This is a genomic window from Brevibacillus sp. MER 51, from assembly GCF_023714195.1.
Lineage (GTDB): Bacteria > Bacillota > Bacilli > Brevibacillales > Brevibacillaceae > Brevibacillus.
In genome coordinates, this window is the sequence record NZ_JAMAUS010000015.1 from 101,441 (window position 1) to 124,285 (window position 22,845).

General features: G+C 48.7%; 22 protein-coding genes, 2 tRNA genes and 1 pseudogene. 23 read left to right on the forward strand and 2 right to left on the reverse strand.

Annotation, left to right across the window (positions count from 1 at the left end; translation table 11 throughout):
• Positions 1-175: 175 nt before the first annotated feature.
• The 14 genes and pseudogenes from yabP (at position 176) to nadA (ending at position 13,787) form a co-directional block, all read left to right on the forward strand.
• On the forward strand, positions 176-460 hold the full coding sequence (gene yabP / locus M3630_RS25430; protein WP_007726414.1) for a sporulation protein YabP: 285 nt from the start codon (positions 176-178) through the stop codon (positions 458-460).
• Positions 457-1,029 (forward strand): spore cortex biosynthesis protein YabQ, encoded by a 573-nt coding sequence (gene yabQ, locus M3630_RS25435; RefSeq protein WP_173612089.1) that lies wholly within the window; start codon positions 457-459, stop codon positions 1,027-1,029. The genes yabP and yabQ overlap by 4 nt, the downstream gene beginning before the upstream one ends.
• A gap of 18 nt (positions 1,030-1,047) precedes the next feature.
• Positions 1,048-1,356 (forward strand): FtsB family cell division protein, encoded by a 309-nt coding sequence (locus M3630_RS25440; RefSeq protein WP_251253938.1) that lies wholly within the window; start codon positions 1,048-1,050, stop codon positions 1,354-1,356.
• Between the two features lie 41 nt (positions 1,357-1,397).
• A pseudogene (locus M3630_RS25445) lies at positions 1,398-1,747 on the forward strand (S1 RNA-binding domain-containing protein).
• A 253-nt stretch (positions 1,748-2,000) separates the two neighbouring features.
• Entirely contained in the window at positions 2,001-4,475 is a 2,475-nt protein-coding gene (gene spoIIE / locus M3630_RS25450) for a stage II sporulation protein E (RefSeq protein ID WP_173612087.1), read from the forward strand.
• 120 nt (positions 4,476-4,595) lie between these two features.
• The gene (locus tag M3630_RS25455) at positions 4,596-5,357 is read left to right on the forward strand and encodes a vWA domain-containing protein (protein WP_088910207.1); all 762 of its coding nucleotides are present in this window, start codon (positions 4,596-4,598) and stop codon (positions 5,355-5,357) included.
• Complete coding sequence (locus M3630_RS25460) at positions 5,347-6,282, forward strand: serine/threonine protein kinase (protein WP_251253939.1); 936 nt, start codon at positions 5,347-5,349, stop codon at positions 6,280-6,282. Before M3630_RS25455 ends, M3630_RS25460 begins: the two co-directional genes overlap by 11 nt.
• Before the next feature lie 15 nt (positions 6,283-6,297).
• Positions 6,298-7,047 carry a threonine/serine exporter family protein gene (locus M3630_RS25465; protein ID WP_251253940.1) on the forward strand — a complete coding sequence of 250 codons (750 nt, stop codon included), beginning with the start codon at positions 6,298-6,300 and terminating at the stop codon, positions 7,045-7,047.
• Between the two features lie 5 nt (positions 7,048-7,052).
• On the forward strand, positions 7,053-7,505 hold the full coding sequence (locus tag M3630_RS25470; protein WP_232774386.1) for a threonine/serine exporter family protein: 453 nt from the start codon (positions 7,053-7,055) through the stop codon (positions 7,503-7,505).
• Positions 7,477-8,904 (forward strand): tRNA lysidine(34) synthetase TilS, encoded by a 1,428-nt coding sequence (gene tilS / locus M3630_RS25475; protein WP_251253941.1) that lies wholly within the window; start codon positions 7,477-7,479, stop codon positions 8,902-8,904. The genes M3630_RS25470 and tilS overlap by 29 nt, the downstream gene beginning before the upstream one ends.
• On the forward strand, positions 8,901-9,440 hold the full coding sequence (gene hpt, locus M3630_RS25480; protein WP_221868239.1) for a hypoxanthine phosphoribosyltransferase: 540 nt from the start codon (positions 8,901-8,903) through the stop codon (positions 9,438-9,440). Before tilS ends, hpt begins: the two co-directional genes overlap by 4 nt.
• 69 nt (positions 9,441-9,509) lie before the next feature.
• The gene (gene ftsH / locus M3630_RS25485) at positions 9,510-11,468 is read left to right on the forward strand and encodes an ATP-dependent zinc metalloprotease FtsH (protein WP_173612081.1); all 1,959 of its coding nucleotides are present in this window, start codon (positions 9,510-9,512) and stop codon (positions 11,466-11,468) included.
• Positions 11,469-11,837: 369 nt separating this feature from the next.
• On the forward strand, positions 11,838-12,707 hold the full coding sequence (locus M3630_RS25490; protein ID WP_251253942.1) for an HAD family hydrolase: 870 nt from the start codon (positions 11,838-11,840) through the stop codon (positions 12,705-12,707).
• Positions 12,708-12,842: 135 nt separating this feature from the next.
• Complete coding sequence (gene nadA, locus M3630_RS25495) at positions 12,843-13,787, forward strand: quinolinate synthase NadA (protein ID WP_007729946.1); 945 nt, start codon at positions 12,843-12,845, stop codon at positions 13,785-13,787.
• Positions 13,788-14,160: 373 nt separating this feature from the next.
• Here nadA and M3630_RS25500 read toward each other — a convergent pair whose 3' ends face one another.
• Complete coding sequence (locus M3630_RS25500) at positions 14,161-14,652, reverse strand: PCYCGC domain-containing protein (protein ID WP_251253943.1); 492 nt, start codon at positions 14,650-14,652, stop codon at positions 14,161-14,163.
• Positions 14,653-14,844: 192 nt separating this feature from the next.
• Here M3630_RS25500 and M3630_RS25505 point away from each other — a divergent pair, with 192 nt between their 5' ends.
• From M3630_RS25505 to M3630_RS25535, 7 genes are all read left to right on the forward strand, one after another.
• Positions 14,845-15,825 carry a metal ABC transporter substrate-binding protein gene (locus M3630_RS25505; RefSeq protein ID WP_251253944.1) on the forward strand — a complete coding sequence of 327 codons (981 nt, stop codon included), beginning with the start codon at positions 14,845-14,847 and terminating at the stop codon, positions 15,823-15,825.
• 136 nt (positions 15,826-15,961) lie between these two features.
• Positions 15,962-16,732, forward strand: coding sequence for a metal ABC transporter ATP-binding protein (locus tag M3630_RS25510; RefSeq protein ID WP_173612078.1), 771 nt, complete (start codon positions 15,962-15,964; stop codon positions 16,730-16,732).
• Between the two features lie 35 nt (positions 16,733-16,767).
• Positions 16,768-17,607, forward strand: a complete 840-nt coding sequence (locus M3630_RS25515; RefSeq protein ID WP_251253945.1) for a metal ABC transporter permease — start codon at positions 16,768-16,770, stop codon at positions 17,605-17,607.
• A 39-nt stretch (positions 17,608-17,646) separates the two neighbouring features.
• Positions 17,647-18,072: a Fur family transcriptional regulator gene (locus M3630_RS25520; RefSeq protein WP_016740938.1), complete on the forward strand. Its 426-nt coding sequence runs from the start codon at positions 17,647-17,649 to the stop codon at positions 18,070-18,072.
• Positions 18,073-18,187: 115 nt separating this feature from the next.
• Positions 18,188-19,810 (forward strand): L-aspartate oxidase, encoded by a 1,623-nt coding sequence (nadB, locus tag M3630_RS25525; RefSeq protein ID WP_251253946.1) that lies wholly within the window; start codon positions 18,188-18,190, stop codon positions 19,808-19,810.
• Positions 19,797-20,645, forward strand: a complete 849-nt coding sequence (gene nadC, locus M3630_RS25530) for a carboxylating nicotinate-nucleotide diphosphorylase (RefSeq protein WP_221868242.1) — start codon at positions 19,797-19,799, stop codon at positions 20,643-20,645. Before nadB ends, nadC begins: the two co-directional genes overlap by 14 nt.
• A 12-nt stretch (positions 20,646-20,657) precedes the next feature.
• Entirely contained in the window at positions 20,658-21,425 is a 768-nt protein-coding gene (locus M3630_RS25535; protein WP_088910223.1) for a type III pantothenate kinase, read from the forward strand.
• Here the strand turns inward: M3630_RS25535 and M3630_RS25540 are convergent.
• On the reverse strand, positions 21,420-21,851 hold the full coding sequence (locus M3630_RS25540; RefSeq protein ID WP_251253947.1) for a GNAT family N-acetyltransferase: 432 nt from the start codon (positions 21,849-21,851) through the stop codon (positions 21,420-21,422). The genes M3630_RS25535 and M3630_RS25540 overlap by 6 nt on opposite strands.
• Positions 21,852-22,610: 759 nt before the next feature.
• On the opposite strand from M3630_RS25540, the gene M3630_RS25545 reads away from it, so the two are divergent.
• Positions 22,611-22,703, forward strand: a tRNA-Ser gene (locus M3630_RS25545).
• 16 nt (positions 22,704-22,719) lie between these two features.
• Positions 22,720-22,793: transfer RNA gene (locus M3630_RS25550), tRNA-Glu, on the forward strand.
• The last annotated feature ends 52 nt before the right edge of the window (positions 22,794-22,845 follow it).

Here is a 22,845-nt window from a genome sequence, read left to right on the forward strand (position 1 = left end):
TGGCAAAAGCCCCGTATACGTACGGGGTTTCTTTTGTGAAAAACATCTCGATGTTTTTCATTAGAGTTAATGCGATAGCTTGCGGTCAACAAAAACGGCTTTGACCGTTTGTGTTCTAAGAGGACATCCCTCCCCATACGATAGTACAAGAAGGGTACGTGAGGAGGGAGTAATTATGAACGATCACACGAGACGGCCACGTCATGAAGTCGTGATGATTAATCGTCGCAGCTTAGCGATTTCGGGAGTAAAAAACGTCGAAAGCTTTGACAGCGAAGAATTCCTCTTGGAGACGGACGGCGGCTTTTTAACCATACGAGGCCAAAACCTGCATATGAAAAATCTGAGTCTGGAAACCGGAGAAGTAGCGATCGAGGGGCTTGTTCACGAGATGGCCTATCTGGAGCAAGGGCAGGCTGGCGATCGGTCGAGAGGATTCTTCGGCAAGTTATTCAAGTGAACATCGCCATTCAGTTGCAGACGGTATTGGCCATGTCGATGTGTGGTGCCCTGATGGGTATGGGATTCGATACGTACCATGTATTTAAGGGCAAGGCCAGGCTGCCACTCTGGTTGGTCTTTTTCTTTGACATCCTTTTTTGGGTGGGCAGTATGGGCGCTGTCTTCTTGATTTTGGTGAAAGTGAACGACGGGATTATTCGGTTTCCGATATTTTTTGGAATGATATTTGGCGCGTGGTTGTATTTCTTAATAGGTAGTAAGAAGTATATCCTTTTCTTGCACCGCGTGATAAAATTCTGTCAGTGGTTTTACCGTACGGTCGTAAAAATTATAGACATCCTGCTAGTACGTCCTGTGCTCTTTCTTTTCCGGGTGATCATCATGGTGCTGACATTTTTGTATTCCGTGTTGCTCGCGATCCTCGGCTTTTTGTGGAAAGTGACGCGTTTTGTCACCTCTCCTTTTGCCAGATGGGGTCAACATTTGGGGAAAAAAATGTATGGAAAAACAACAGGATTTTGGACCAATTGGAAGAATTGGTTTCACTCAAAGAAAAAGCGGGAGTAGATTCGAGGTGGCGTACTGATGAAGGAAGCAAGAACCTCTTCCATTAACCGAAAAGGGCAAAGAAGGCGAATGCGTCTTTTTTTCTTTGTGATCCTGTGCTTTTTCGTCTGGACTAGCTATACCTTGTTTTTGCAAAGTGGCGAGTTGTCCAAGAAGGAGGCAGAGCTGGAAGTCTTGAAGCAAGAATCAGCGGTCTTGCAGCAAAAGCAAGACGATCTGACCTATGAAGCAAGCCGGCTAAACGATCAGGAGTACTTGGCAGAGCTGGTACGTAAGCGAATTTTGTTTACCAAGCAAGGCGAAACCATCTATATCATTCCGGATTGAGTATACATCTGATCTTCAACGAGAGGGAGGCATTCCGCGTCATGGAGATCGAGGTCGGGAGCATACTGGAAGGAAAAATCACGGGTATTACGAAATTCGGAGCGTTTGTTCAGCTGCCAGGCGATGTGCCGGACTGGTGCATATTAGTGAAATTGCTGACGTCTATGTCCGGGACATCCATCAATTTTTAAAAATAGGAGATACGGTAAAGGTAAAAGTCCTCAGCCTCCGTGAGGGCAAGATCGGGCTTTCTATCAAAAAAACAATGGAAAAGGAACGGCCACCCCGCAATCAGCGGGAGCGAAGGGAAGGCTTTGAAGAAAAGCGTAGAGAAAAAGGGCCGCGGTCGGTCTATGTGATTCGGAAAATTATGACTTTTCTTTCTTCGTGAAAAGCGCATTTTGACTGTAAAAACAGGAAGGTCATTTCAAAGTCTTGCCGAATAAAGTATCCTAAGCCCGTTTCGCAAAGCGCGAATCACCTGTCAGCCGACGTTATCCGCCATAACGTCGGTTTTTTTTGTCCATTTTCGTTACTGAATTTGTCGCACGATTCTGTGAATGTACGTTGGATTTTTGACAAATTTTACAATGCCCCCTCCGTATAATGGAGAAACACATTGACCAAGAACGGGGTGGAGCGAAATGATTGCGAACAAAAACGTAACACAAGCCGGACAGGCTTGGACGCGGCAAGTGTCCGATCGAATGGGTACCACTGCCCAGACGTGGGGAGAAAAAGTAGCAGACTTCATAGAGAAGTGGAATGTTCTCCCCATCCTTATGGGCTTCTTATTAGGACGAGCTCTGATCGTGGAGGAGCTAACCCCCTTTGCTATACCGTATTTCATTGTCATGTTTTATATTCGTCGAGATTGTTTGCTTGTCACAGGGATGGCTCTTATTATCGGTGCTTTTACCCAGTCGGTGCCTGTTGGACTGGAAACCGCCTTGAGCGTGATACTTGCTCTGTTTGCCTGCAAGCTGATGAATAAAATGCGTAAGAAAGATTTTTCACGGACGCCCTTGCTGGTTGTCGGGACGATTTTCATCAGCCGTCTGTTGTATGCGGTTCTGACCAATCAGGTAACGACCTACGAGCTCGTGATGGTAGCAGTAGAAGCGATTCTTGGCTTTGTACTGACGCTTATCTTCATCCAGTCCTTATCGATCATTCATTTGGCGAAGCCTTATGAGCCTCTCAAAAATGAAGAGATCGTTTCGCTAGTGATTTTACTGGCCTCCTTGATGACGGGTACCGTGGATTGGATGGTCGAAGGCATTTCGATGGAGCATGTACTCTCACGCTATTTGCTGCTCATCTTTGCTTTTGTCGGTGGTGGCACGATTGGTGCGGCTGTTGGCGTGGTCACAGGTCTCATCCTCAGTCTGGCTAATGTGAGTGCTCTTTTACAAATCAATCTGCTTGCCTTTTCAGGTCTTCTTGCTGGCTTGTTGAAGGAAGGCGGCAAAGTGGGCGTATCTGCAGGCTTGTTGATTGGTACGGCTATCCTTGCGATTTACGGTGGAGCAGAAGAGACACTCTACTACTCCTTGATCGAAACTTCTCTGGCGATTGTTCTCTTCATTCTGACCCCTGCTGCTCTTTGGAAAAAAGTAGCCCGATTTATCCCCGGGACTCCCGAGAATCTACAATCCCATCAAGAATACATGCGCAGAGTTCGTGATGTGACCGCGGGCAAAATCCAGCAATTCTCCGATTTGTTTACGCAACTCTCCCATAGCTTTGCCCAGACAGCCGATCCTGAAGAAATAGAAGAACAGGCCGACGCCTTTCTCAGCCGTGTATCTGAATTCACCTGCCAAAAATGCTGGAAAAAAGAACAATGCTGGGAAAAAGATACACAATCGACCTATGAGGGAATGCGCTTTTTAATGGAAAAAGTGTACGAGAACGGTACCTTGGCCGGCGTTACACCGCCGCGTGACTGGGAGCGCAAGTGTGTCAAAACCGAAAAGGTCATGACTGTGATGGAGCAGGAATACGATCGCCAGCAGTCGTTTGACCAATTGAAAAAGCAGGTAAAGGAAAGCCGAATGCTCGTAGCTGACCAGCTATCGGGAGTCTCTCGGGTCATGAGTGATTTTGCCCGGGAAATACAGCGAGAGGGAATGGAGCTGAGCTTTCAGGAAAAGCAGGTCTCACAAGCATTGGAGGGCTTGGGTCTGTCGGTACGCCGCGTAGAAATACACAGCTTGGAAGAAGGGAAGGTCGATATCGAAATCAGTCAGCCGACTTGCTATGGCCGTGATGAATGCGCGAAAATCGTGGCTCCGATGCTCACGGAGATATTGGGCGAAAACATTGTGGTACGCGAGAGGCATTGTGAAGCACAAAAAGACGGTTCATGCACAATGTGCCTTGCTTCCGCCAAAACGTATGAAATCGATATCGGGGTCGCAGGGGCAGCCAAAGACGGCAAGCTATTATCCGGTGACAGCTTCCGGACAATGGATTTGGGGAATGGAAAAATGGCGCTGGCGATCAGCGATGGAATGGGGAATGGCGAGCGGGCATCCATAGAGAGTCAATCCGCCCTCGATATGCTCCAGCAGCTTCTGCGTTCTGGTATGGACGAAAAAATTTCAATCAAAACCGTTAACTCCGTGCTCGCCCTGCGCTCCAAGGAGGAAATGTTCGCGACGGTGGACTTGGCATTGATCGATTTGCAAACCGCTCATACCCGTTTTGTAAAAATCGGTTCCACCCCGAGCTTTGTCAAAAGAAATAAAGATGTCATCACGATCACCGCCAACAACCTGCCAGTAGGGATTTTGGAAGAAATCGAGGTGGATGTTGTATCTCGTATGCTCAAGCCGGGTGATTTGCTCGTCATGATGTCCGACGGCATTTATGAGGCGCCGCGACATATTGAAAACAGGCAAGCGTGGATGAAGCGAATCATCAGCGAACTGGAGACGAATGATCCACAGGAGGTCGCTGATTTACTATTGGAAAAAGTCATTCGCCAGCATTCTGGACAAATTGTTGATGACATGACCGTGCTGGTGGCGCGAATTGACCGCTTTGTACCACAGTGGGCTGCCATCGCGGTACATGGCATGGAGAAGCTCGAGCGTCCACGGATTGTGAGTTAGGAGTATGTTTTCTCCATTACCCGTCGATACTGTTGCTAAAAATATCCTGCGAAGTGAAGTGGATGAACGTTCGCAACACGGAGCTGGGACTGACAAAACAGATCGAATGGGGAGATTATTGTGAAAGAAGCGACACTTCGTCAAATACTGGTAGTGACAGACGGCTGCTCCAACTCGGGGATGAGTCCCGTTGCTGCGGCGGCACTGGCAAGAGAGCAAGGGATTACGGTCAATGTGATTGGCGTAATCGACAAGAGTGAGCTGGGTGAGAAAGGGGAGAAGGAAATCAGGGATATTGCGGAAGCAGGTGGTGGACTCTGCGACATCGTATATCCCCAACAGCTTGCACAAACGGTACAAATGCTGACGCGAAAAGCAATGACGCGCACCATTCATCAAGTGGTTAATAAAGAATTAAAAGAGATTTTGGGCGATTCCGGAATAGAAGAGCTGGCACCTGATAAAAGAGTGCAGGTTGCCGGAATGGTTGACGAGTTGGGTGAAAAAAGCAGCTTGAACGTCGTGATGCTGGTCGATACCTCAGGAAGTATGAAGCCAAAGCTGTCGGCTGTTCAGCAAGCGATTCACGATTTCAGTATCAGTCTCCATTCGAGGAGTGGCCATAGCAGAATGGCAGTCGGTTCATTTCCGGGGAAACAAAAGCATCTCGATATCCGCATACCGTGGACAGAAAAGGTCGAGCAGGCCCATCAAATTACGAGTGATTTGGCGATGAGCGGAATTACTCCTACTGGCCCCGCCATCGTTGAGGCAATTGCCCTGTTTGAGCAGGACAAGCTCCCACGCTCACTGCAAGAGCGTTACATCGACCAAGACGAAGAGGACGATTCGAACGGAATGCTGCGTGACCATGTCTTTTAAGGCAGCCACCCCCGACCTGCCCAAGCACTTTACAGGCAAATGGAACAAAAAATCGTACCATGTCTTACGGGAGCTGGGGCGTGGTGCAAACGGGACCGTGTACTTGGTATCCCAAGGTGGCGTACAGCGCGCGGTTAAGGTCGGTGTGGAAGGCATAGACATTTTAATGGAAGTGAATGTGTTGAAAAGCACACAGCAGGGGCGGGATTCCAAAGTGGGACCGCTCCTGTGCGACGTGGACGATCTCGTTGTAAACGGGAAGGCCTGTACGTTTTATGCCATGGAGTATCTTCAAGGCTTGCAATTGGATGAATATATCAAGCAAGAGGGTACGGACTGGGTGGCCGTGATGATGGTTCAATTGCTGGCGCGACTGGATGTTTTGCACCAGCATGGCTATATTTTTGGTGATTTGAAGCCGCAGAATGTGATGGTGACCCAAACGGACAAGCAGGTACGCTTGATTGATTTTGGTGGAGTGACCAAGCTGGGAAACGCCGTTCGGCAGTTTACAGAAGAGTATGATCGAGCTTTTTGGCACGCAGGTGATAGACGGGCTGAAGTAAGTTATGACCTGTTCTCGACAGCCGTGATGATGGTGCGTCTGACGGTTGGAGCAGAAACGTGGAAAAACAGCCTTGGTGACCCACGTCACACGATATTACTCTGTGATATAATACGAAAAAGTGACAGCCTGTACCCTTACCGGGAGCCTTTATTGAAGGCGTTTCACGGCAAGTTTGCGACCGCGAAAGAAATGCGAGCGGAGCTGTTGGCAGTCTTGCGAGATAGCATGGTCGCCAAACCGCAAAAGTCGCAAAAGAAAGCGCGGACGAAAGGGAATGCAGGGGCGGGCATTAGCGGTCTTTTTGTCGCCTCGTTGCTCCTATTGGCTGGCACTTTGTATTACGCATGGTTTATGTGAAGGATGTGACGGTTCGTGTCCTCAGATTTGGTGATGGATACTTGCTTGTTGGCAGGCTCGATTATTTTGAAAAACGGTGGAGAGACTTACCGAACGGAAGAGACAATGGCATTGATTGCGAAGGCTGCGGGGATGGATGATGTCAACAGCTCGGCTACGCCTACGAGCATCATCCTGTCCTTTCGTTGCAGTGGATTCGATCATACAAGAATGGTTCGTACCCCCAAACGTACGACTAACCTCAATAAAATAACGCTCGTGAATGATGTTTCCCGACAGTTTGTCGGTGGGAAAATTAATTTGGAGCAAGCCTATCGGACGCTGCGTGAGATCGATCAGAAAAAGCAGATCTATCCGAAATGGTTGCAGCATCTGGCAGCCGCTACGGCTAGCGGCTCCTTTTCTATGCTTGCAGGGGGAGATTGGGGCAGTCTGATTCCTTCTGCGATAGCCGGTCTGATTGTGAACCTGAGCCAGGAATATTTAGAACAGTTTGTCCGGATGAAGTTTTTTACAGAGTTCTCTGCCGCTTTACTAGGAGGACTTTTCGCGTTGTTGACTGTGACGATCTTTCCGCAGTTGCATTTAAGCATCATTATTATTGGTGCGATGCTTCCACTGTTTCCGGGGATCGCCATCACCAACTCGCTTCGGGATTTGATGGCTGGTGATTTGGTTGCAGGTGTTTCACGCGGAGTAGAAGCCATGCTGACAGCTGTCTCCGTAGCGGTAGCCACAGCCATTATTCTTTCGTTTACGAGGTGAGTACGATGTTGTTACAAGGATTGGCGCTTAGCTTCGCCTCTTCAGTAGCGTGGTGTGTGCTGTTTAATGTGCCGGTTCGAACAATCGTAGCGGGTGGTTTAGCCGGAGTGGTCGGTTTTCTCGTCTACTCGATTCTTCCTATCTACGGTGCAGAGGTCTTGTTGTCGACGTTTGTTTCTGCTGCTGCTGTCTCTTTGCTCAGTCAGCTCTTATCTATTATACTGCGAGTTCCTTCTACGAATTTTAGCGTTGCGGGCATTATTCCACTGGTACCGGGATCGTTGGCTTACAAAGCGATGCTTGCTTTTGTAAACAACGACTATGTCGGAGGAATTACCCAGGCGACCAAAACATTGATGGTAGCCGGCGCGATTGCTTCTGGACTTATATTTGGAATTTCGGTTCTGACGATTTGGAAAGGAGCCCGCTATGCTGGCAAGCGTGCGCAACGAGATTGAGTCCGAGGGGCTTTTGCTTCCAGGTGAGACCGTTGTCGTCGGGATATCCGGTGGCAACGATTCTACCGCACTGTTGCATATATTGGCTTCTCTCAATAAACAATACCAGTATCATTGGAAGCTGCATGCTGTCCATTTGAATCACGGCTTTCGTGGGGAAGAAGCAAGGCAGGACGCACGCTATGCAGAAGAGCTGTGCCGCGAACTCGGCGTGGCTTTCCACCTCTTTGAGTATGACGTCCCCGCTTATATGGAAAAAACGGGTCTGGGCGGGCAAGAGGCGAGTCGGGACATTCGCTATCGGCTGTATCGAGAGGTAGGTCTGGCGCAAGGAGCGACCAAGCTGGCATTGGCCCATCATGCTGACGATCAGGTGGAAACGATTCTCTTTCGTTTTGTACGAGGCAGCAGGTTGCATGGACTGACAGGGATGCCGAAGCGGAGAATGCTTGCGGATTGCCCGATTGAGCTCGTGCGTCCGCTCTTGCATAAAACGCGTCAAGAACTGGAAGGCTACTGTCGGGAACATCAACTCGTCCCCCGTGAGGATAGCAGCAACCAATCGCGCAAATATACGCGCAATCTGCTGCGTCTGGATGTCATGCCCTTATTGGAAAAAGTGAATGACAAATATCGGGAGCATATCTTGGCTACCGCGGAGGCAATCCGGCAGGACGAAGCGCTTTTAATGAGGCTGGCGATTGAGCAGCTGAAAGAGGTAACGATTGAGAAAAAACCTGAAGCATTTTTGATGGACAATGACAAGTTTCAAACTTGTGACGTTGCTTTACAAAGGAGAATGATTACTCTAATATTAAGTTATCTCTCAAAACATACCGAATGGTCTTCGCAACATGTGGAGACCGTTTTGCACATGCTAGGGGGAAGTCGCCCTTCTGCGGAATTGCATTTGCCAAATGACCTGGTAGTGGACCGGGTGTACGGGCGAATCACTTTTCGTCGCAGAAAGCGACAGGATCGCATACATACGTATAGTTACGAGCTCGCCGTTCCCGGTGTAACCTGGATCGACGAGAGCAAGGCCACGGTACATATTACTTACCTGGAAGGTCCCATGGATTGGGAGCGACTCCCTGCGAATGAAGCGGTCTTTGATGCCGATCAGTTGCCAGGATCGCTGTATTTGCGTAACCGAAAACCTGGAGACCGCATCACCCTGTTTGGCTCAGCAGATGGAAAGAAGCTCAAGGATTTATTAATCGATGCCAAATTTCCGCGAGCATGGCGTGACAAACTTCCGCTTTTGACGGCGGGCGATGAGGTGATTTTGGTACCAGGTGTGCGCCGTTCCGCCGTAGCGCCTGTCAATGGACAGACCAGGCGTTTTCTACACGTGCGGGTAGAGTTTGGAGAAGATTGGCGGGAGGTTTTTTCATGAATCAAGACATCGAGAAGATTTTGCTATCAGAAGAGGATATCGCGGTAAAGGTTCGAGAATTGGGTGAGACGCTGGCTGCAGAATACAAGGATAAAAATCCATTGGTCATCTGCGTGCTGAAAGGCGCAGTCATTTTCATGGCTGATCTGATCCGTCACATGAACATTCCGTGCGAAATGGACTTCATGGCAGTTTCCAGCTACGGAAGTGGAACAGAGTCCTCTGGCATGGTGAAAATCTTGAAGGATCTCGATACATCTGTGCAAAGCAGACACGTACTGGTTGTAGAAGACATCATGGACAGTGGACTGACGCTGAGCCGCTTGGTAGAGCTGTTGCGCCATCGGGAAGCCGCTTCTGTAAAAGTGGTGACTCTCTTGAACAAACCAGAGCGTCGCAAGGTGGACATTTCACCGGATTACAAGGGTTACGATGTTCCAGACGAATTCGTTGTGGGATATGGCTTGGACTATGCCGAGCACTACCGTAATCTGCCGTATATCGGTGTATTGAAGCCTGAGGTCTACACGAAGTAGGTTTGTTGTGGAGACCGTACTTTCTATGATAAAATGTGAAAAGTGTCTGTTCGTGAGAGGAGGTAAGGAATGAATCGCTTTTTTCGTAATACCGGGTTCTACCTACTGATTTTTCTTGTCACGGTCGGGATCGTGAATTTCATCCTCTCCGGTACTGATAAGGTTGGGAAACTTACATATCAGGAATTCCGGGTACAGCTAAAAGCTGACAACGTCACTGAGTTGGCGCTTCGACCAGAGAATGGTACTTACAGGGTTGAGGGTACGTTGGCAAAAGCTATTCCGGGACAGGAAAGCAACAAATTTTTTACCAATGTTCCTTTGTATGATTCAGATGTTGTAAAGCTAGTCGAAGAGAAAATTGATGCACAAAAGATGAAGAATGTAGCGTTCAATCCTGCGGAGGGCAACAGCATTTGGCTCACGTTCTTGACCTCGATCATTCCTTTTGTCATCATCTTCATCCTGTTTTTCTTTCTTCTGAACAATGCCCAAGGTGGCGGAAGCCGAGTAATGAACTTCGGTAAAAGCCGCGCGAAGCTTTACAACGAAGAAAAGAAACGCGTTACCTTCGACGACGTGGCAGGAGCGGACGAAGAAAAGGCTGAGCTGGAGGAAGTCGTTGATTTCCTGAAAGACAACCGTAAGTTCAATGCGGTTGGCGCTCGTATTCCAAAAGGGGTACTGCTCGTAGGTCCTCCGGGTACAGGTAAAACCTTGCTCGCGCGCGCTGTTGCAGGCGAAGCTGGTGTGCCGTTCTTTAGTATCTCCGGTTCTGACTTCGTGGAAATGTTCGTTGGGGTGGGTGCATCCCGCGTACGTGACCTGTTTGAAAATGCTAAGAAAAATGCTCCTTGCATTATCTTTATTGACGAGATTGACGCCGTGGGTCGTCAACGCGGAGCTGGACTCGGCGGCGGTCACGACGAACGCGAGCAAACTCTCAACCAGTTGCTCGTAGAGATGGACGGTTTTGGTGGAAACGAAGGGATCATCATGATCGCTGCTACGAACCGACCTGACATTCTCGACCCGGCTCTCTTGCGTCCGGGACGTTTTGACCGTCAAATTACGGTTGATCGTCCTGATATCAAAGGCCGTGAAGCGGTGCTCAAGGTTCATGCCCGCAACAAGCCAATTGGCGAAGACGTGAAGCTGGACGTGATTGCTCGTGGTACATCGGGCTTCACGGGCGCAGACTTGGAGAACTTGCTGAACGAAGCGGCTCTCTTGACTGCCCGCAGAAACAAAAAGCAAATCACAATGACCGAAGTAGATGAAGCGATTGACCGCGTGATTGCGGGCCCAGCGAAGAAGTCTCGCGTAGTGAGCGAAGACGAACGCCGTCTGGTTGCCTTCCACGAAGCTGGTCATACGATCATCGGATACCACTTGAGAAATGCAGAAATGGTACATAAGGTAACAATCATTCCGCGCGGCCAAGCTGGCGGATACACCGTGATGCTGCCGAAGGAAGACCGTTTCTTTGCTACCAAATCAGACCTGCTCGACAAAATCGTCGGCCTGTTGGGTGGACGTGTTGCGGAAGAATTGGTGCTCGGGGATATTAGTACCGGGGCGCATAATGACTTCCAACGCGCGACTGCTATCGCTCGCAGCATGATTACCGAATACGGAATGAGCAAGCTCGGACCGATGCAATTCGGTAAGAGTCAAGGACAGGTATTCCTGGGCCGCGACTATGGCAATGAGCGTAACTACTCTGATAAGATTGCCTACGAGATCGATCTCGAAATGCAAAATATTATCAACGAGTGCTACGCAAAGTGTACAGAATTGCTGACGAAGCACCGTGATCAGCTCGATCTGATTGCGAACACGCTGCTCCGTGTAGAGACTCTCGATGCTGAGCAGATCAAGCAATTGATCGAAACAGGTAAAATGGATAACGATCCAGATGCAAATAAAGATGTGGTCGTGAACATTCAACCGAAGCTGGAAGAAGTAAAAGAAGAACCAAAGCAAGAAGATACACAAGAAGATACAAACGAAGAACCGAAACAATAAGGGGCGCCTCAGGTGCCCTTTTTTGCAATATCGGAAAGTATAAATATTGTGGGTATTTAGCTCCTAAGTTTTAAAGGTGTCGATGAACCGATAAAGCTAGTGAGAAGAAAAAGCGCAGGGCTCGTAGACCTTGACAGGCCACCCCAGTCGGAACTTAAAAAAGGGGACCACGCTTGTCGAACACTTCTTCCTTGAGAAACTTCCTCCCGTAGGGTGGCTTTGGCTCGACGGTCCCCTTTTTTTAGTGGAGATGGCCAGTGAATCCCCTTGCTGGCGTGTCAGAGTCGAAGAGAACTACGCTTTTTCTTCTCCTCCACTTTGTTGACTCATACTTAAAGGCAAACCCAAAACGAATGAGAGGGATTGGATATGTTGCTTACACCAGGCATGGCTGCATTTGACATGGATGGAACCTTACTGACTCACGATTCAAAGCTGACAGAAGGCACGAAAGAAGCACTTCGCCAATTGCAACAGCAAGGCTGCAAACTCGTTTTATCTACGGGCAGGATGTATGGCTCCGCTCAAATTCCGATCGATTCCTTTCCTTTTGACGGCTTTGTCTGTAGCAATGGCGGGGCTATTTTCGAAGGAGATGGTACGCTGGTCCGTCGATCGCTCCTTCCTACTGAGATGATAATCGGTGCGATCCATGCACTGAGGCAAGAAACGATTTATTATGAGCTTCATGATACCAACAGCAATCGCTGGATGGTCAAAGAAGACCGTGAACGTTTGGAAGCGACCATGAGTGAGGATGCGTCTGTGGAAGGATTCTCGATCTTGAATTTTCCTTACTATAGGCTCGCTCGCATAGAGCCTTTGGCAGAGATGTTGGAAAAAGTAGAGTCCGGGGAAGTAGAGATCGTCAAGTTCTTCATCTGGCATTATGACCCGGATCGTCTGGAGTGGGTGAAAGCGCAGCTACAGCCTTGGAGCGAGCAAGTGACCATCACTTCATCCGGAAAGCAGAATGTCGAAGTGATTCCTCAAGGGGTATCCAAATGGGAAGGGCTTCAATACTTCTGTGAAAAATGGGGAATCTCCCCAGAGAAAGTAATGGCATTTGGCGATGCAGAAAATGACCGTGAAGCATTAACGGGCGCAGGATATTCCGTCGCGATGGAAAACGCTTCTGACGAAATCAAGCAGGTAGCCAAATATATCGCCCCACACCATAATGAGGAAGGCGTTGCCCGCTTTATTCGGGAGCGTGTTCTTGGAGAAAAAGGCGAGTAAGGGAATGAAAAGCAGAAGCTGCGTCTGTACGGGCCGGTTTCTGCTTTTTCGCTCAAAATGTACCACGTTGACAAGGTGAGGTTATACGCTTACAATGACCGTAAATTATGACACCACCGTAGGGGGATTTTTTCCATGGACGCTTTAGCGTTAGAAAAAAAAGCCCAGCGCAACGCTGAGTTACGTGAACGACTGCTGCAGTTGAAGAAAGAGCGTAATGCCATCATTCTTGCTCACTTTTACCAACGTCCCGAGATTCAGGAAGTCGCTGACTTCATTGGCGATTCCTTTGGATTGGCACAGAAAGCAAAAGAAACGGATGCCGATGTAATTTTGTTCTGTGGGGTTCATTTTATGGGAGAAAGTGCAAAAATTCTCAATCCCCAAAAGACCGTCATTATTCCCGATGAACGGGCTGGCTGTCCGATGGCGGACATGGTGAACGTAGACGGGCTCCGCAAGCTCAAAGCACAACATCCAAATGCTAAGGTAGTGGCTTACATCAATACTTCTGCGGATGTTAAGGCAGAAACCTACATCTGCTGTACGTCGTCCAACGCGAAGCGCGTGATCGAGTCGATCGACAGCGATGAGATCATTTGGGTGCCGGACAAAAACCTCGGCCACTATGTATCCCAATTCACAGACAAGAAAATGATTATTTGGGAAGGGTACTGCAACACGCATGACCAACTGTCTGTAGAAGACATCATGACGTTGAAGCAGCAGCACCCAGAGGCTGTGGTAGTCGTTCATCCGGAGTGCCGCCCAGAAGTGGTATCCCTGGCTGACTACGTTGGTTCCACGACCGGAATTTTGAAATACTGCCGGGAGTCTTCGCACAAAGAGTTTATTATTGGAACGGAAGACGGCACACGCTACATGCTGGAAAAGGACAGCCCGGACAAAACGTTCATTTTCGCTTCCAAGTACCTCGTTTGCCCGAATATGAAGGTGAACAACCTGAAGAAGTGCGTCGAGGCGCTGGAGAATATGAAGCCGGAGATTTTTGTTCCGACAGATGTTGCAGATGCGGCACGTGCTTCCTTGGAGCGCATGCTTGCGGTAGCGCCTGCTTAAGGGGCAGACTGATCAAATGCAAAAAGGGAGTAGAGCGCAGGGGCTTTACTCCCTTTTTCTATTAGGAGATTTTGGTTAAGGGCTGGATGTCTTTTCGTCGGTAAATGTTCAGGACGAGTACAATCATACCGGATAACAGCAAGGATCGGTAAACATCTTTTACTCGTCTGATGGCATGGAGCAAACGAAGAAACAGCATAACACCAAGAATGAAAAAGGCGATCCCTACATTTGGTCCAAAAATATAGTCAGACTCAAGGGCGGGCAATGCATCTAGAGAGGCACCAAAGCCCTGGCCCCATAAGGTAATCTATGTTATTCCATAAAAAGGAAAAAGAAAGACCTCCTCGCCGGGAAGTCTTGTTATCTGTGTTTAGGAAGGCATCGGGGTAGGAGTTGGTTTTCCGTAGCCTTGCCCGTAGGTTTGGTCTATGTAGGTACGAATTTCTTTTGTAGATTTGCCTTCTTCTTTCAGCTTGCCGGAAATAACGGCGATTTCCATGCATACGCCACAGCGAGTGCCGTGGTCATCCCAGACAATGGAGCCATCAAACTTTTCTTCTTTGATGAAGCAGTTGCCATTATGCCCGTGTCCAGCACTTTCACCACAACCACAATAGCATGGAATGGATTTGAGCAGCTCACGATTTGCGGCAGCAACTTTGTAGGATTGGATAATGACAGGGTCTTGGTTGTCTAAAAATTTTGGTAGCTGATCAGCGGAAGCAGTCAATTCCTGCAAATCTCCATTGGGGGCGTGCTGCGTGTGATCGCTATGATTCTGTTCAGCTTGATCAGTAGAGCCACAGCCAGTAAGCAGAGCTCCGGTGATAAAAGTAATGGCTAACCATGATTTACGTTTCATCTTGGACATACCTCCTGCCAGTTATTTTATCATAATGAGATGGAGAAATTGTGGAGCCAGGAGAGAAGATGCACACTTTTGATTTTTAAATCGTAATAAATCCTATTTACTTTTTGGGCTCCTCTCCGTATAATGAAAAACGACGAAGACGTAAATCGGAATCATTTTGAATTGGAGCAGGAGGAAATATAGATGAAAAGAGTTATGCTGGCAGCCCTAAGTTTCATTACGGCAGTGGGGCTGGTAGGATGTGGAGCAGCGAACGAAACAGCTGGGACTCCCCAAGCTGGCAGTGACGCGTCAGGGAAACCAAAAGTATACACGACGATTTATCCATTGGAATATGTAGCAAAGCGGATCGGCGGTGAGCATGTGGAGGTAACGAATCTGGTTCCCGCAGGCGTAGAGCCTCACGACTTCGAGCCAACCGCAAAAGACATGGTCGCTCTGTCAGGAGCAGATATCTTCGCCTATAACGGCAGTGGTTTAGAGCTGTGGGTAGAGAAGGCTGTAACCAACCTCGACAAAAACAAGACAACTGTTGTTAATGCGACGGAAGGTCTCGAGCTGATTCATGCAGCTGAGCATGAGCATGAAGGAGAGGGCCACAAAGAAGAAGGTCACGCAGAAGAAGCAGGGCACGACCACGGGGATCTGGACCCTCATGTATGGCTCGACCCGATGCAACTGAAGGCACAGGCGGAGAAGGTCAAAAATACGCTCGTGCAAAAAGATCAAGCGCACGCTGCTGATTACGAAAAGAACTTCACACAATTAGCAACAGACCTGGAACAGTTGGATAAAGAGTTCAAAGATATGGTTACGCAAGCGCCGAAGAAAGAATTCATGGTTTCTCATAGCGCATTCAGCTATCTGGCAAAACGCTACGGGCTGGAGCAAGTAGCGATCTCTGGGGTCAATCCTTCTGATGAGCCATCCACAACAGAGTTGAAGAGCTTGGTGGAGCATGTAAAGGAACACAATATTTCTTATGTGCTGTTCGAAACGTTGGTTTCTCCGAAGGTAGCGGAAGTGATTGCGAAGGAAGCTGGCGTGAAGACGGCTACGCTCAATCCGTTGGAAGGTTTGACGGAAGACGACGTAAAGGCGGGGCGTGATTACTTGTCCATTATGCGCGAGAATATGAATACATTGAAGACTGCACTCCAATAAGTTTTCCCTCGAAAAGATGTCGCTTCCCAGGCGGCATTTTTTCATTCATTAGTAGGATGCTTGTGGTTCGGGCAAAATCGTAGTACGATGAAGGGAATCAAATAAGAACAAATCCGATTTAAGGGATGGATATTTCATGGAACCACATACACAAGAGGTGCCTGTCATTAAGCTCACAGGTGTCTCCTTTCAATATGAAGACAAACAGGTTCTCGATGAGGTTGAATTCACACTGGAACGCGGAGACTTTGTGGGCATCGTCGGGCCGAACGGATCAGGGAAATCTACGCTGATGAAGCTGATTTTGGGTCTGTTGACACCAAACAAAGGGACAGTGGAGTTGTTCGGGCAACCTCTATCCAAGTTTCGTGAATGGAACCGCATTGGATACGTCGCGCAACAGGTCGCGCATGGAGCGGGTGGATTTCCGGCGACGGTGCGAGAAGTCGTGTCATCTGGATTGGTCGGGAAAGTAGGCCTTTTTCGCAGATTGACGAAACAGCACCATGAGAATGTTCGGGCTGCGGTGGAGCGTGTCGGCTTGTTGGAGAAGCTGGATCAACGCATCGGTAACTTGTCCGGCGGGCAGTTACAGCGCGTTTTCATAGCGCGAGCTCTTGTAGCTGAACCAGAGCTGTTGATCCTCGATGAGCCAACGGTCGGTGTCGATCAGGAATCGATCGATCAATTTTACAGCTTGCTTCGGTCGCTGAAGGAAGAGAACGGATTGACGATGATGATCGTCAGCCACGATGTGGGAGTCATGTCGCAATGGGTGACCAAGGTGGCTTGTGTGCAGAAGAAAATTCACTTCCACGGAACAGCGCACGATTTTGAGCATAACCAAGAAAAAATCTTGCAAAGTATGTACGGTGATTCGGTCAGACTGCTGTCTCATCATCATTAAGCTTTGTAAATAGGTAAGAAAGAAGGAATAGGCACATGCTTGCTGATTGGTGGCAGTATGACTTTTTGCGGTATACCCTGTTTTCAGGGATTTTAATTGGTCTGATTTGCCCTATTTTGGGCACGTTTCTCATTGTTCGTCGCTTGTCGATGATGGCAGATGGCTTGTCACACGTCACACTGTCCGGTGTAGCTGCCGGGATGCTCATTTCCAAAAAGGTTGCCTTTTTCTCCGCAGTCAATCCGCTGTTTTTCGGGATGCTGTTTGCGGTGATCGGTTCGTTGTTCATCGAGCGGTTGCGTAAGGTGTACAAAGCGTATCAGGATTTGGCGATTCCGATTATATTATCTGCGGGACTTGGGCTGTTTACCGTATTGATCAGCATCGCAGACGGTTTTAATGCAGATTTGTATTCGTACTTGTTCGGAAAAATTGTGACGGTGTCCATCGAAGACCTGTATGCGCTGATTGGTGTGGCAGTTGTTGTTTTAGGGACAGTCGTGTTGATTTACAAGGAGCTTTTTGCGGTCTCCTTTGACGAGGAATTCGCTCGCGTCTCCGGGGTGGCAAGACGTTCGATTAATTTGTGGTTCATGGTGCTCGTCGCTCTGACGATTGCGGCTTCCATGCGTATAGTCGGTGTCCTGTTAATCTCGGCGCTGATTACCCTTCCGGTAGCGGCTAGTCTGCAAATCGCGAAAAGCTTTCGTCAAACGATTTTCTTGTCGATTTTGTTCGCGGAGTTTTCCGTGTTAAGCGGTTTGTATTTTGCCTATCTCCTTGATTGGGCATCTGGTGGTACAATTGTACTGATGGCAGTGCTGGTTATGCTAGTTGTATTGGGTGTAAAAAAGCTGCGGGTCGCTTTCCGATAAGAGTTTTCCGGATATGACAAAAGGAAGGAGTGTTTGTCGATGAAAGTAGAAGAAGCGCTGCAAATATTGAAAGAACATGGTTTCAAGTATACCGGCAAGCGGGAGGAGATGATTCGAATCTGCGCGGCCGAGAAGCGATACCTGTCTGCCAAAGATATTATGGAAAGAATCAAGGAGCAGTATCCAACACTCAGCTTCGATACCGTCTATCGCAACATTTCCACTTTTGTTGAGCTGGGGATTCTGGAAGAGACGGAGCTTGACGGGGAAGGCAGATTCCGTTTGGCCTGTTCGACAGATGGACACCATCATCACCATGTGATTTGTACGGAATGTGGAAAGACTTCTTCTTTGCCAGGATGTCCGATGAATATCATTTCCGCTGTACCGGAAGAGTTTCAGGTGACGGGGCACAAGTTCGAGGTATATGGCACGTGCAAGGAATGTGTAACGCATTCGAATTAATCGGATAAAGGGGAGTGCTCGCTTTTGCGGGTGCTCTTTTTTTGCATCTCCTTCAAGCGTGTATTTGCTATAATGGGTGGAAAATCATCAGTTACAAGAGAGAAGGGACACAGTCATGATTCCCCGTTATATTGTGGACTTTGATTTGCACACCTTACCTCGGATGAGGGCAGATGTAGCTGTTATTGGAGCAGGAATTGCTGGATTGTATACAGCGTTGCAAACGAGTGAGTATGCGGATGTGGTGTTGATCAGCAAGAAGGGACTCGATGATAGTAACACACGCTGGGCTCAGGGAGGAATCGCTGCTGTAACAGCCCAATCAGATTCTCCGGCCCTTCATCGACAGGATACGTTAATCGCTGGAGCAGGTCTTTGCTCGTATAACGCTGTGGAGGTCCTGGTGCATGAAGGCCCTGATCGCTTGCATGAACTGATTGCATATGGAACGGAATTTGACCGCGATGAACAAGGGGAGTACGAGCTGACACAGGAAGGCGCGCATAGCAAACGGCGAATTTTGCATGCAAACGGAGATGCCACTGGGGCAGAGATTGTCCGCGCTTTGTCCAAGCGAGTGATGGAGCAGCCAAACATTCAGGTTTTGGAATATCATTTTGCTGTGGATGTCATCACGCAGGATGGTGAATGCGTGGGTGTCCTCGTGCGGAAGCCGGATGGCGAACTGTTTTTCCTGGAAGCCAAAGCAACGGTGCTGGCTACAGGAGGAGCAGGTCAGCTTTACCGATACACGACGAATCCGCAAATCGCTACGGCGGATGGGATCGGAATCGCGTATCGGGCGGGCGCTCGCATTAAAGATGTGGAATTTATCCAGTTTCATCCGACTGCGCTTTACTATCCGGGAGCCCCGCGCTTTTTGATTTCAGAAGCGGTTCGTGGGGAGGGTGCCATTTTGCGTAACAGCAATGGCGATCGCTTCATGGACAAGTACCATCCGCAAAAAGAACTGGCACCGCGCGATATTGTCGCCCGGGCGATTGTCTCCGAGATGGAGCAGACAAAGTCTACGTTTGTGTATCTCGACATTACCCACGAATCGGAGGCGCTTATTAAGAGGCGTTTTCCGACGATTTATAATTTTTGCTTACAATACGGGCTCAATATGGTGACAGACTGGATTCCGGTAGCTCCTGCCTGCCATTATATTATGGGCGGGGTTCAAACTGACTTGAACGGGGAGACCTCGACGAAGCGTCTTTTTGCATGCGGGGAAGCTTCTTGCACAGGGGTACATGGAGCGAATCGACTGGCCAGCAACTCGTTATCGGAAGCGGTTGTATTCGGTCACCGGATCGCGGAGCGGATCAAGCAGCTTGCTGATTTGCCCGGCATCCATCCTTTTGAGGTTGTTTCCAAGCAAAAACTGCCTCAAGCGTTCAATACACGTGAACAACGATTGAAAATGCAAAAGCTCATGCTGCGGCATGTTAGTGTGAAGCGCGACGATAAAGGATTAACGAAAGCACTAGCTGAGCTTGCGCGAATGGAGCAATACTATCAGTACGAGCCCAAGAGCCTGGAAACGTTTGAATTTTTCAATCTGCTGAATGCTGCCGTCCTGACAACGAGAGCGGCCCTTTTGCGGGAAGAAAGCAGAGGTGGGCATTATCGTACTGATTTTCCAAATAAAGATGACTTGGTGTGGCGTAAGCATTTGATCCAGTCCGTAGAAGATGGTGTCCAAGAGGAGTGTGAGAAGTATGATGTGGAATAAACGGGAGCTTCAGCGAAAAATAGAGGAATGGCTACAGGAAGACGTGGGGTTTGGTGATGTAACGACTATGAGCACCATTCCTGAATCAGAGCAGGGTGTCGGCATTTTATATGCCAAGGAAGCAGGAATCGTGGCAGGCCTGCCGATTGCGGAGCAAGTATTTGCCACGGTTGATTCTGCTCTCGTTTTTGAGGCAAAGGTAGTAGAAGGGGCACGAGTAGAGGTTGGTCAGCAGATCGCCGAAGTCAGCGGCTCGGTTCGTTCGATTTTGAGTGGAGAGCGGCTTGCACTTAATTTAATGCAGCGTTTGTCTGGGATTGCCACGAAAACGAGTGAATACGCAGCAGCCGTCGCAGGGACGAAGGCACGAGTTGTCGATACGAGAAAGACTACGCCAGGCCTCAGGGCTTTGGAAAAGTACGCGGTACGAGTCGGGGGAGGCTACAATCACCGTTTTGCCTTGTATGATGCCGTGATGATCAAGGACAATCATATCAAAGGAGCGGGCGGTATCGCACAGGCTGTTGCAGCGGCACGCGCAGTTATTCCGCATACGATGACAGTAGAGGTAGAGGCCGAATCGTTTGAACAGGTTCAGGAAGCATTGGCAGCAGGTGCAGATACGATCATGCTCGACAATATGTCCCTCGATCAAATGGTGGAAGCCGTGCAGTTTATCAATGGACGGGCCATTGTCGAGGCGTCTGGCGGTGTGAGTCTGGAGACGATTGGTGACATTGCAAAAACAGGCGTAGATATCATTTCGGTAGGGGCACTGACTCATTCTGTCAAAGCGTTTGATATCAGCCTCGATCTGAATACACGCAAGCGGTAAGGAGCGACCACGATGTTATTGGTGATCGATATAGGCAACTCCAATATTGTGTTGGGCTTATATGAAGGCGACGAGCTCCAACACCATTGGAGAGTTTCCACAGATCGTAACAAAACGGAAGACGAGTACGGCATGCTCGTCAAAAGCTTGTTTGGTAGCGTAGGGCTTGGCTTTGAACAGGTGAGAGGCGTCATTATCTCGTCTGTCGTGCCACCTTTAAACCTCACGATTGAACGTATGTGCGGGAAGTATATGCAACAAAAAGCGCTGATTATCGGACCGGGTATCAAGACGGGACTAAACATCAAGTATGAGTATCCGCGAGAGGTAGGTTCCGATCGAATCGTGAACGCTGTTGCTGCGATTCATCATTATGGCGCACCGCTTATTGTTGTCGATTTTGGTACGGCGACGACCTTTTGCTATGTGGACGAGCGGGCGCAGTATTGGGGCGGGGCGATTGCTCCTGGTATCGGGATATCGACAGAGGCTCTCTTCACTCGTGCTGCCAAGCTGCCGCGAATCGAAATCGCCAAGCCTGCAAGTGTAGTCGGGCGCAATACGATAGCGGCAATGCAGTCCGGCATTTTCTATGGATTCGTCGGTCAGGTTGAAGGCATTGTACGCAGAATCATGGATGAATATGGTACGCGTCCAACCGTAGTTGCTACGGGAGGGCTGGCAGCACTTTTTGCGAATGAGACCTCTTGTATTCATGTTGTGGATCAGAATCTTACGCTAAAAGGACTTCGTTTGATCTATGAGCGGAATCAATCATAGTGGATGACGAATGTATCTGCAGAAAAACATTTCAGGATCATCTGGATCTAGGTGAGTCAGAGTTCCGCAGTGAACGTATCCGAGCTTCAGACAGAGGCGTTGCATTCTCTCGTTGGAAAGATTAGTAGAAGTGAACAACTTCTCCGTAGGGGAGATCGTTTCCAGATAGCGCATCATCTCCTCGCCAATCCCTCGTTTCTGATAGTGAGGGTGAACAATGAGTAGATGAATAAAGCTGTTCTTAAAAAATAATTGATTGATGATGGCAAAACCGACAATATTCATGTCGATTAACGCCAAGTAGCAATGTCCTTGCTCGATGGCTTCTTGCAGTTCAGATGAACGACTGGTTGAACCGAGCACCATGGCATCAATCGTACAGACAGCAGGAATGTCTTGAGGAGTAGCTAGACGGATTGAGGTCATCCATTTCAAATCCTTTCTACTTGTAAATCGTTGCTTATGTTGTATGGAATGGAAAAAGGGTGTTAAACTACTGGTAGAGATACGGATTATCCGACATATAAATAAAGGAGCCAATACCGTTGCAGCGGCAAGGCTCCTGAGACAAGTAGCTGTGGCACACCCACGGCGCGCATGATTACAAAAACAGCGAACCCCACCGTCAGGCGGTCAACCTTAGGCGGTGGGTTTTCGCTTGTTACGCCACTTTCTTACCCATCGGTAGAGCTTCCTGCTGCTAAACCAGAGGCTTAGCAAGGTTGCCAGTACTTTTAGGAAAAGGTAAAGCGTGCCGAGCGAGACCATCAGCATCACCCCCTTTACAGGAAGCTGTGCCGTGGTCCTCCACCGCCAGTCTTGTCTCAAGTTAAATTATACCATTCCAGCATTCCGTATGGTGAGTTCTCTTGTTAGTGTAGATATGAGCTGACTCGACAAAAAGAGTGATATTCGGCGAGTAACATTGCTGGGGACAGGTAAAGATAGATACGTATTTCCCATCCATGGATGGGGACACAGAAAAAAGTTGAGATTTTCATTACTTTTCGTTGACAGCACATGATCCACGCGCTACAATGGCTATTGTGCCTAGCAGAAAAGTTATGTCACATTGAACTTTTTAAGTTTCTTTGAAAAAAGTTCTTGCGTTTCAGATGAATGCATGCTAACATATGAATTCTGAAAGGCAAACAAGCGGATCGCTTTGATCCACTTCAAATATATGGATGGATGTCCGAGCGGCCGAAGGAGCACGATTGGAAATCGTGTAGGCGGTGTTGAACCGTCTCGTGGGTTCAAATCCCACTCCATCCGCCATCACTTTCTTAGAAATGGCCCGTTGGTGAAGCGGTTTAACACAGCAGCCTTTCACGCTGTCATTCAGGGGTTCGAATCCCCTACGGGTCACCTAGCAAAATGCCCTGCGTTAGCAGGGATCCTGGAGGCTTAGCTCAGCTGG

Coding starts and splice junctions, on each gene's coding strand:
- yabP (WP_007726414.1), top strand. CDS start 176: ATGAACGATCACACGAGACGGCCACGTCATGAAGTCGTGATGATTAAT.
- M3630_RS25440 (WP_251253938.1), top strand. CDS start 1,048: ATGAAGGAAGCAAGAACCTCTTCCATTAACCGAAAAGGGCAAAGAAGG.
- spoIIE (WP_173612087.1), top strand. CDS start 2,001: ATGATTGCGAACAAAAACGTAACACAAGCCGGACAGGCTTGGACGCGG.
- M3630_RS25460 (WP_251253939.1), top strand. CDS start 5,347: ATGTCTTTTAAGGCAGCCACCCCCGACCTGCCCAAGCACTTTACAGGC.
- M3630_RS25470 (WP_232774386.1), top strand. CDS start 7,053: ATGTTGTTACAAGGATTGGCGCTTAGCTTCGCCTCTTCAGTAGCGTGG.
- tilS (WP_251253941.1), top strand. CDS start 7,477: ATGCTGGCAAGCGTGCGCAACGAGATTGAGTCCGAGGGGCTTTTGCTT.
- hpt (WP_221868239.1), top strand. CDS start 8,901: ATGAATCAAGACATCGAGAAGATTTTGCTATCAGAAGAGGATATCGCG.
- ftsH (WP_173612081.1), top strand. CDS start 9,510: ATGAATCGCTTTTTTCGTAATACCGGGTTCTACCTACTGATTTTTCTT.
- M3630_RS25490 (WP_251253942.1), top strand. CDS start 11,838: ATGTTGCTTACACCAGGCATGGCTGCATTTGACATGGATGGAACCTTA.
- nadA (WP_007729946.1), top strand. CDS start 12,843: ATGGACGCTTTAGCGTTAGAAAAAAAAGCCCAGCGCAACGCTGAGTTA.
- M3630_RS25500 (WP_251253943.1), bottom strand. CDS start 14,652: ATGAAACGTAAATCATGGTTAGCCATTACTTTTATCACCGGAGCTCTG.
- M3630_RS25505 (WP_251253944.1), top strand. CDS start 14,845: ATGAAAAGAGTTATGCTGGCAGCCCTAAGTTTCATTACGGCAGTGGGG.
- M3630_RS25510 (WP_173612078.1), top strand. CDS start 15,962: ATGGAACCACATACACAAGAGGTGCCTGTCATTAAGCTCACAGGTGTC.
- M3630_RS25515 (WP_251253945.1), top strand. CDS start 16,768: ATGCTTGCTGATTGGTGGCAGTATGACTTTTTGCGGTATACCCTGTTT.
- M3630_RS25520 (WP_016740938.1), top strand. CDS start 17,647: ATGAAAGTAGAAGAAGCGCTGCAAATATTGAAAGAACATGGTTTCAAG.
- nadB (WP_251253946.1), top strand. CDS start 18,188: ATGATTCCCCGTTATATTGTGGACTTTGATTTGCACACCTTACCTCGG.
- nadC (WP_221868242.1), top strand. CDS start 19,797: ATGATGTGGAATAAACGGGAGCTTCAGCGAAAAATAGAGGAATGGCTA.
- M3630_RS25535 (WP_088910223.1), top strand. CDS start 20,658: ATGTTATTGGTGATCGATATAGGCAACTCCAATATTGTGTTGGGCTTA.
- M3630_RS25540 (WP_251253947.1), bottom strand. CDS start 21,851: ATGACCTCAATCCGTCTAGCTACTCCTCAAGACATTCCTGCTGTCTGT.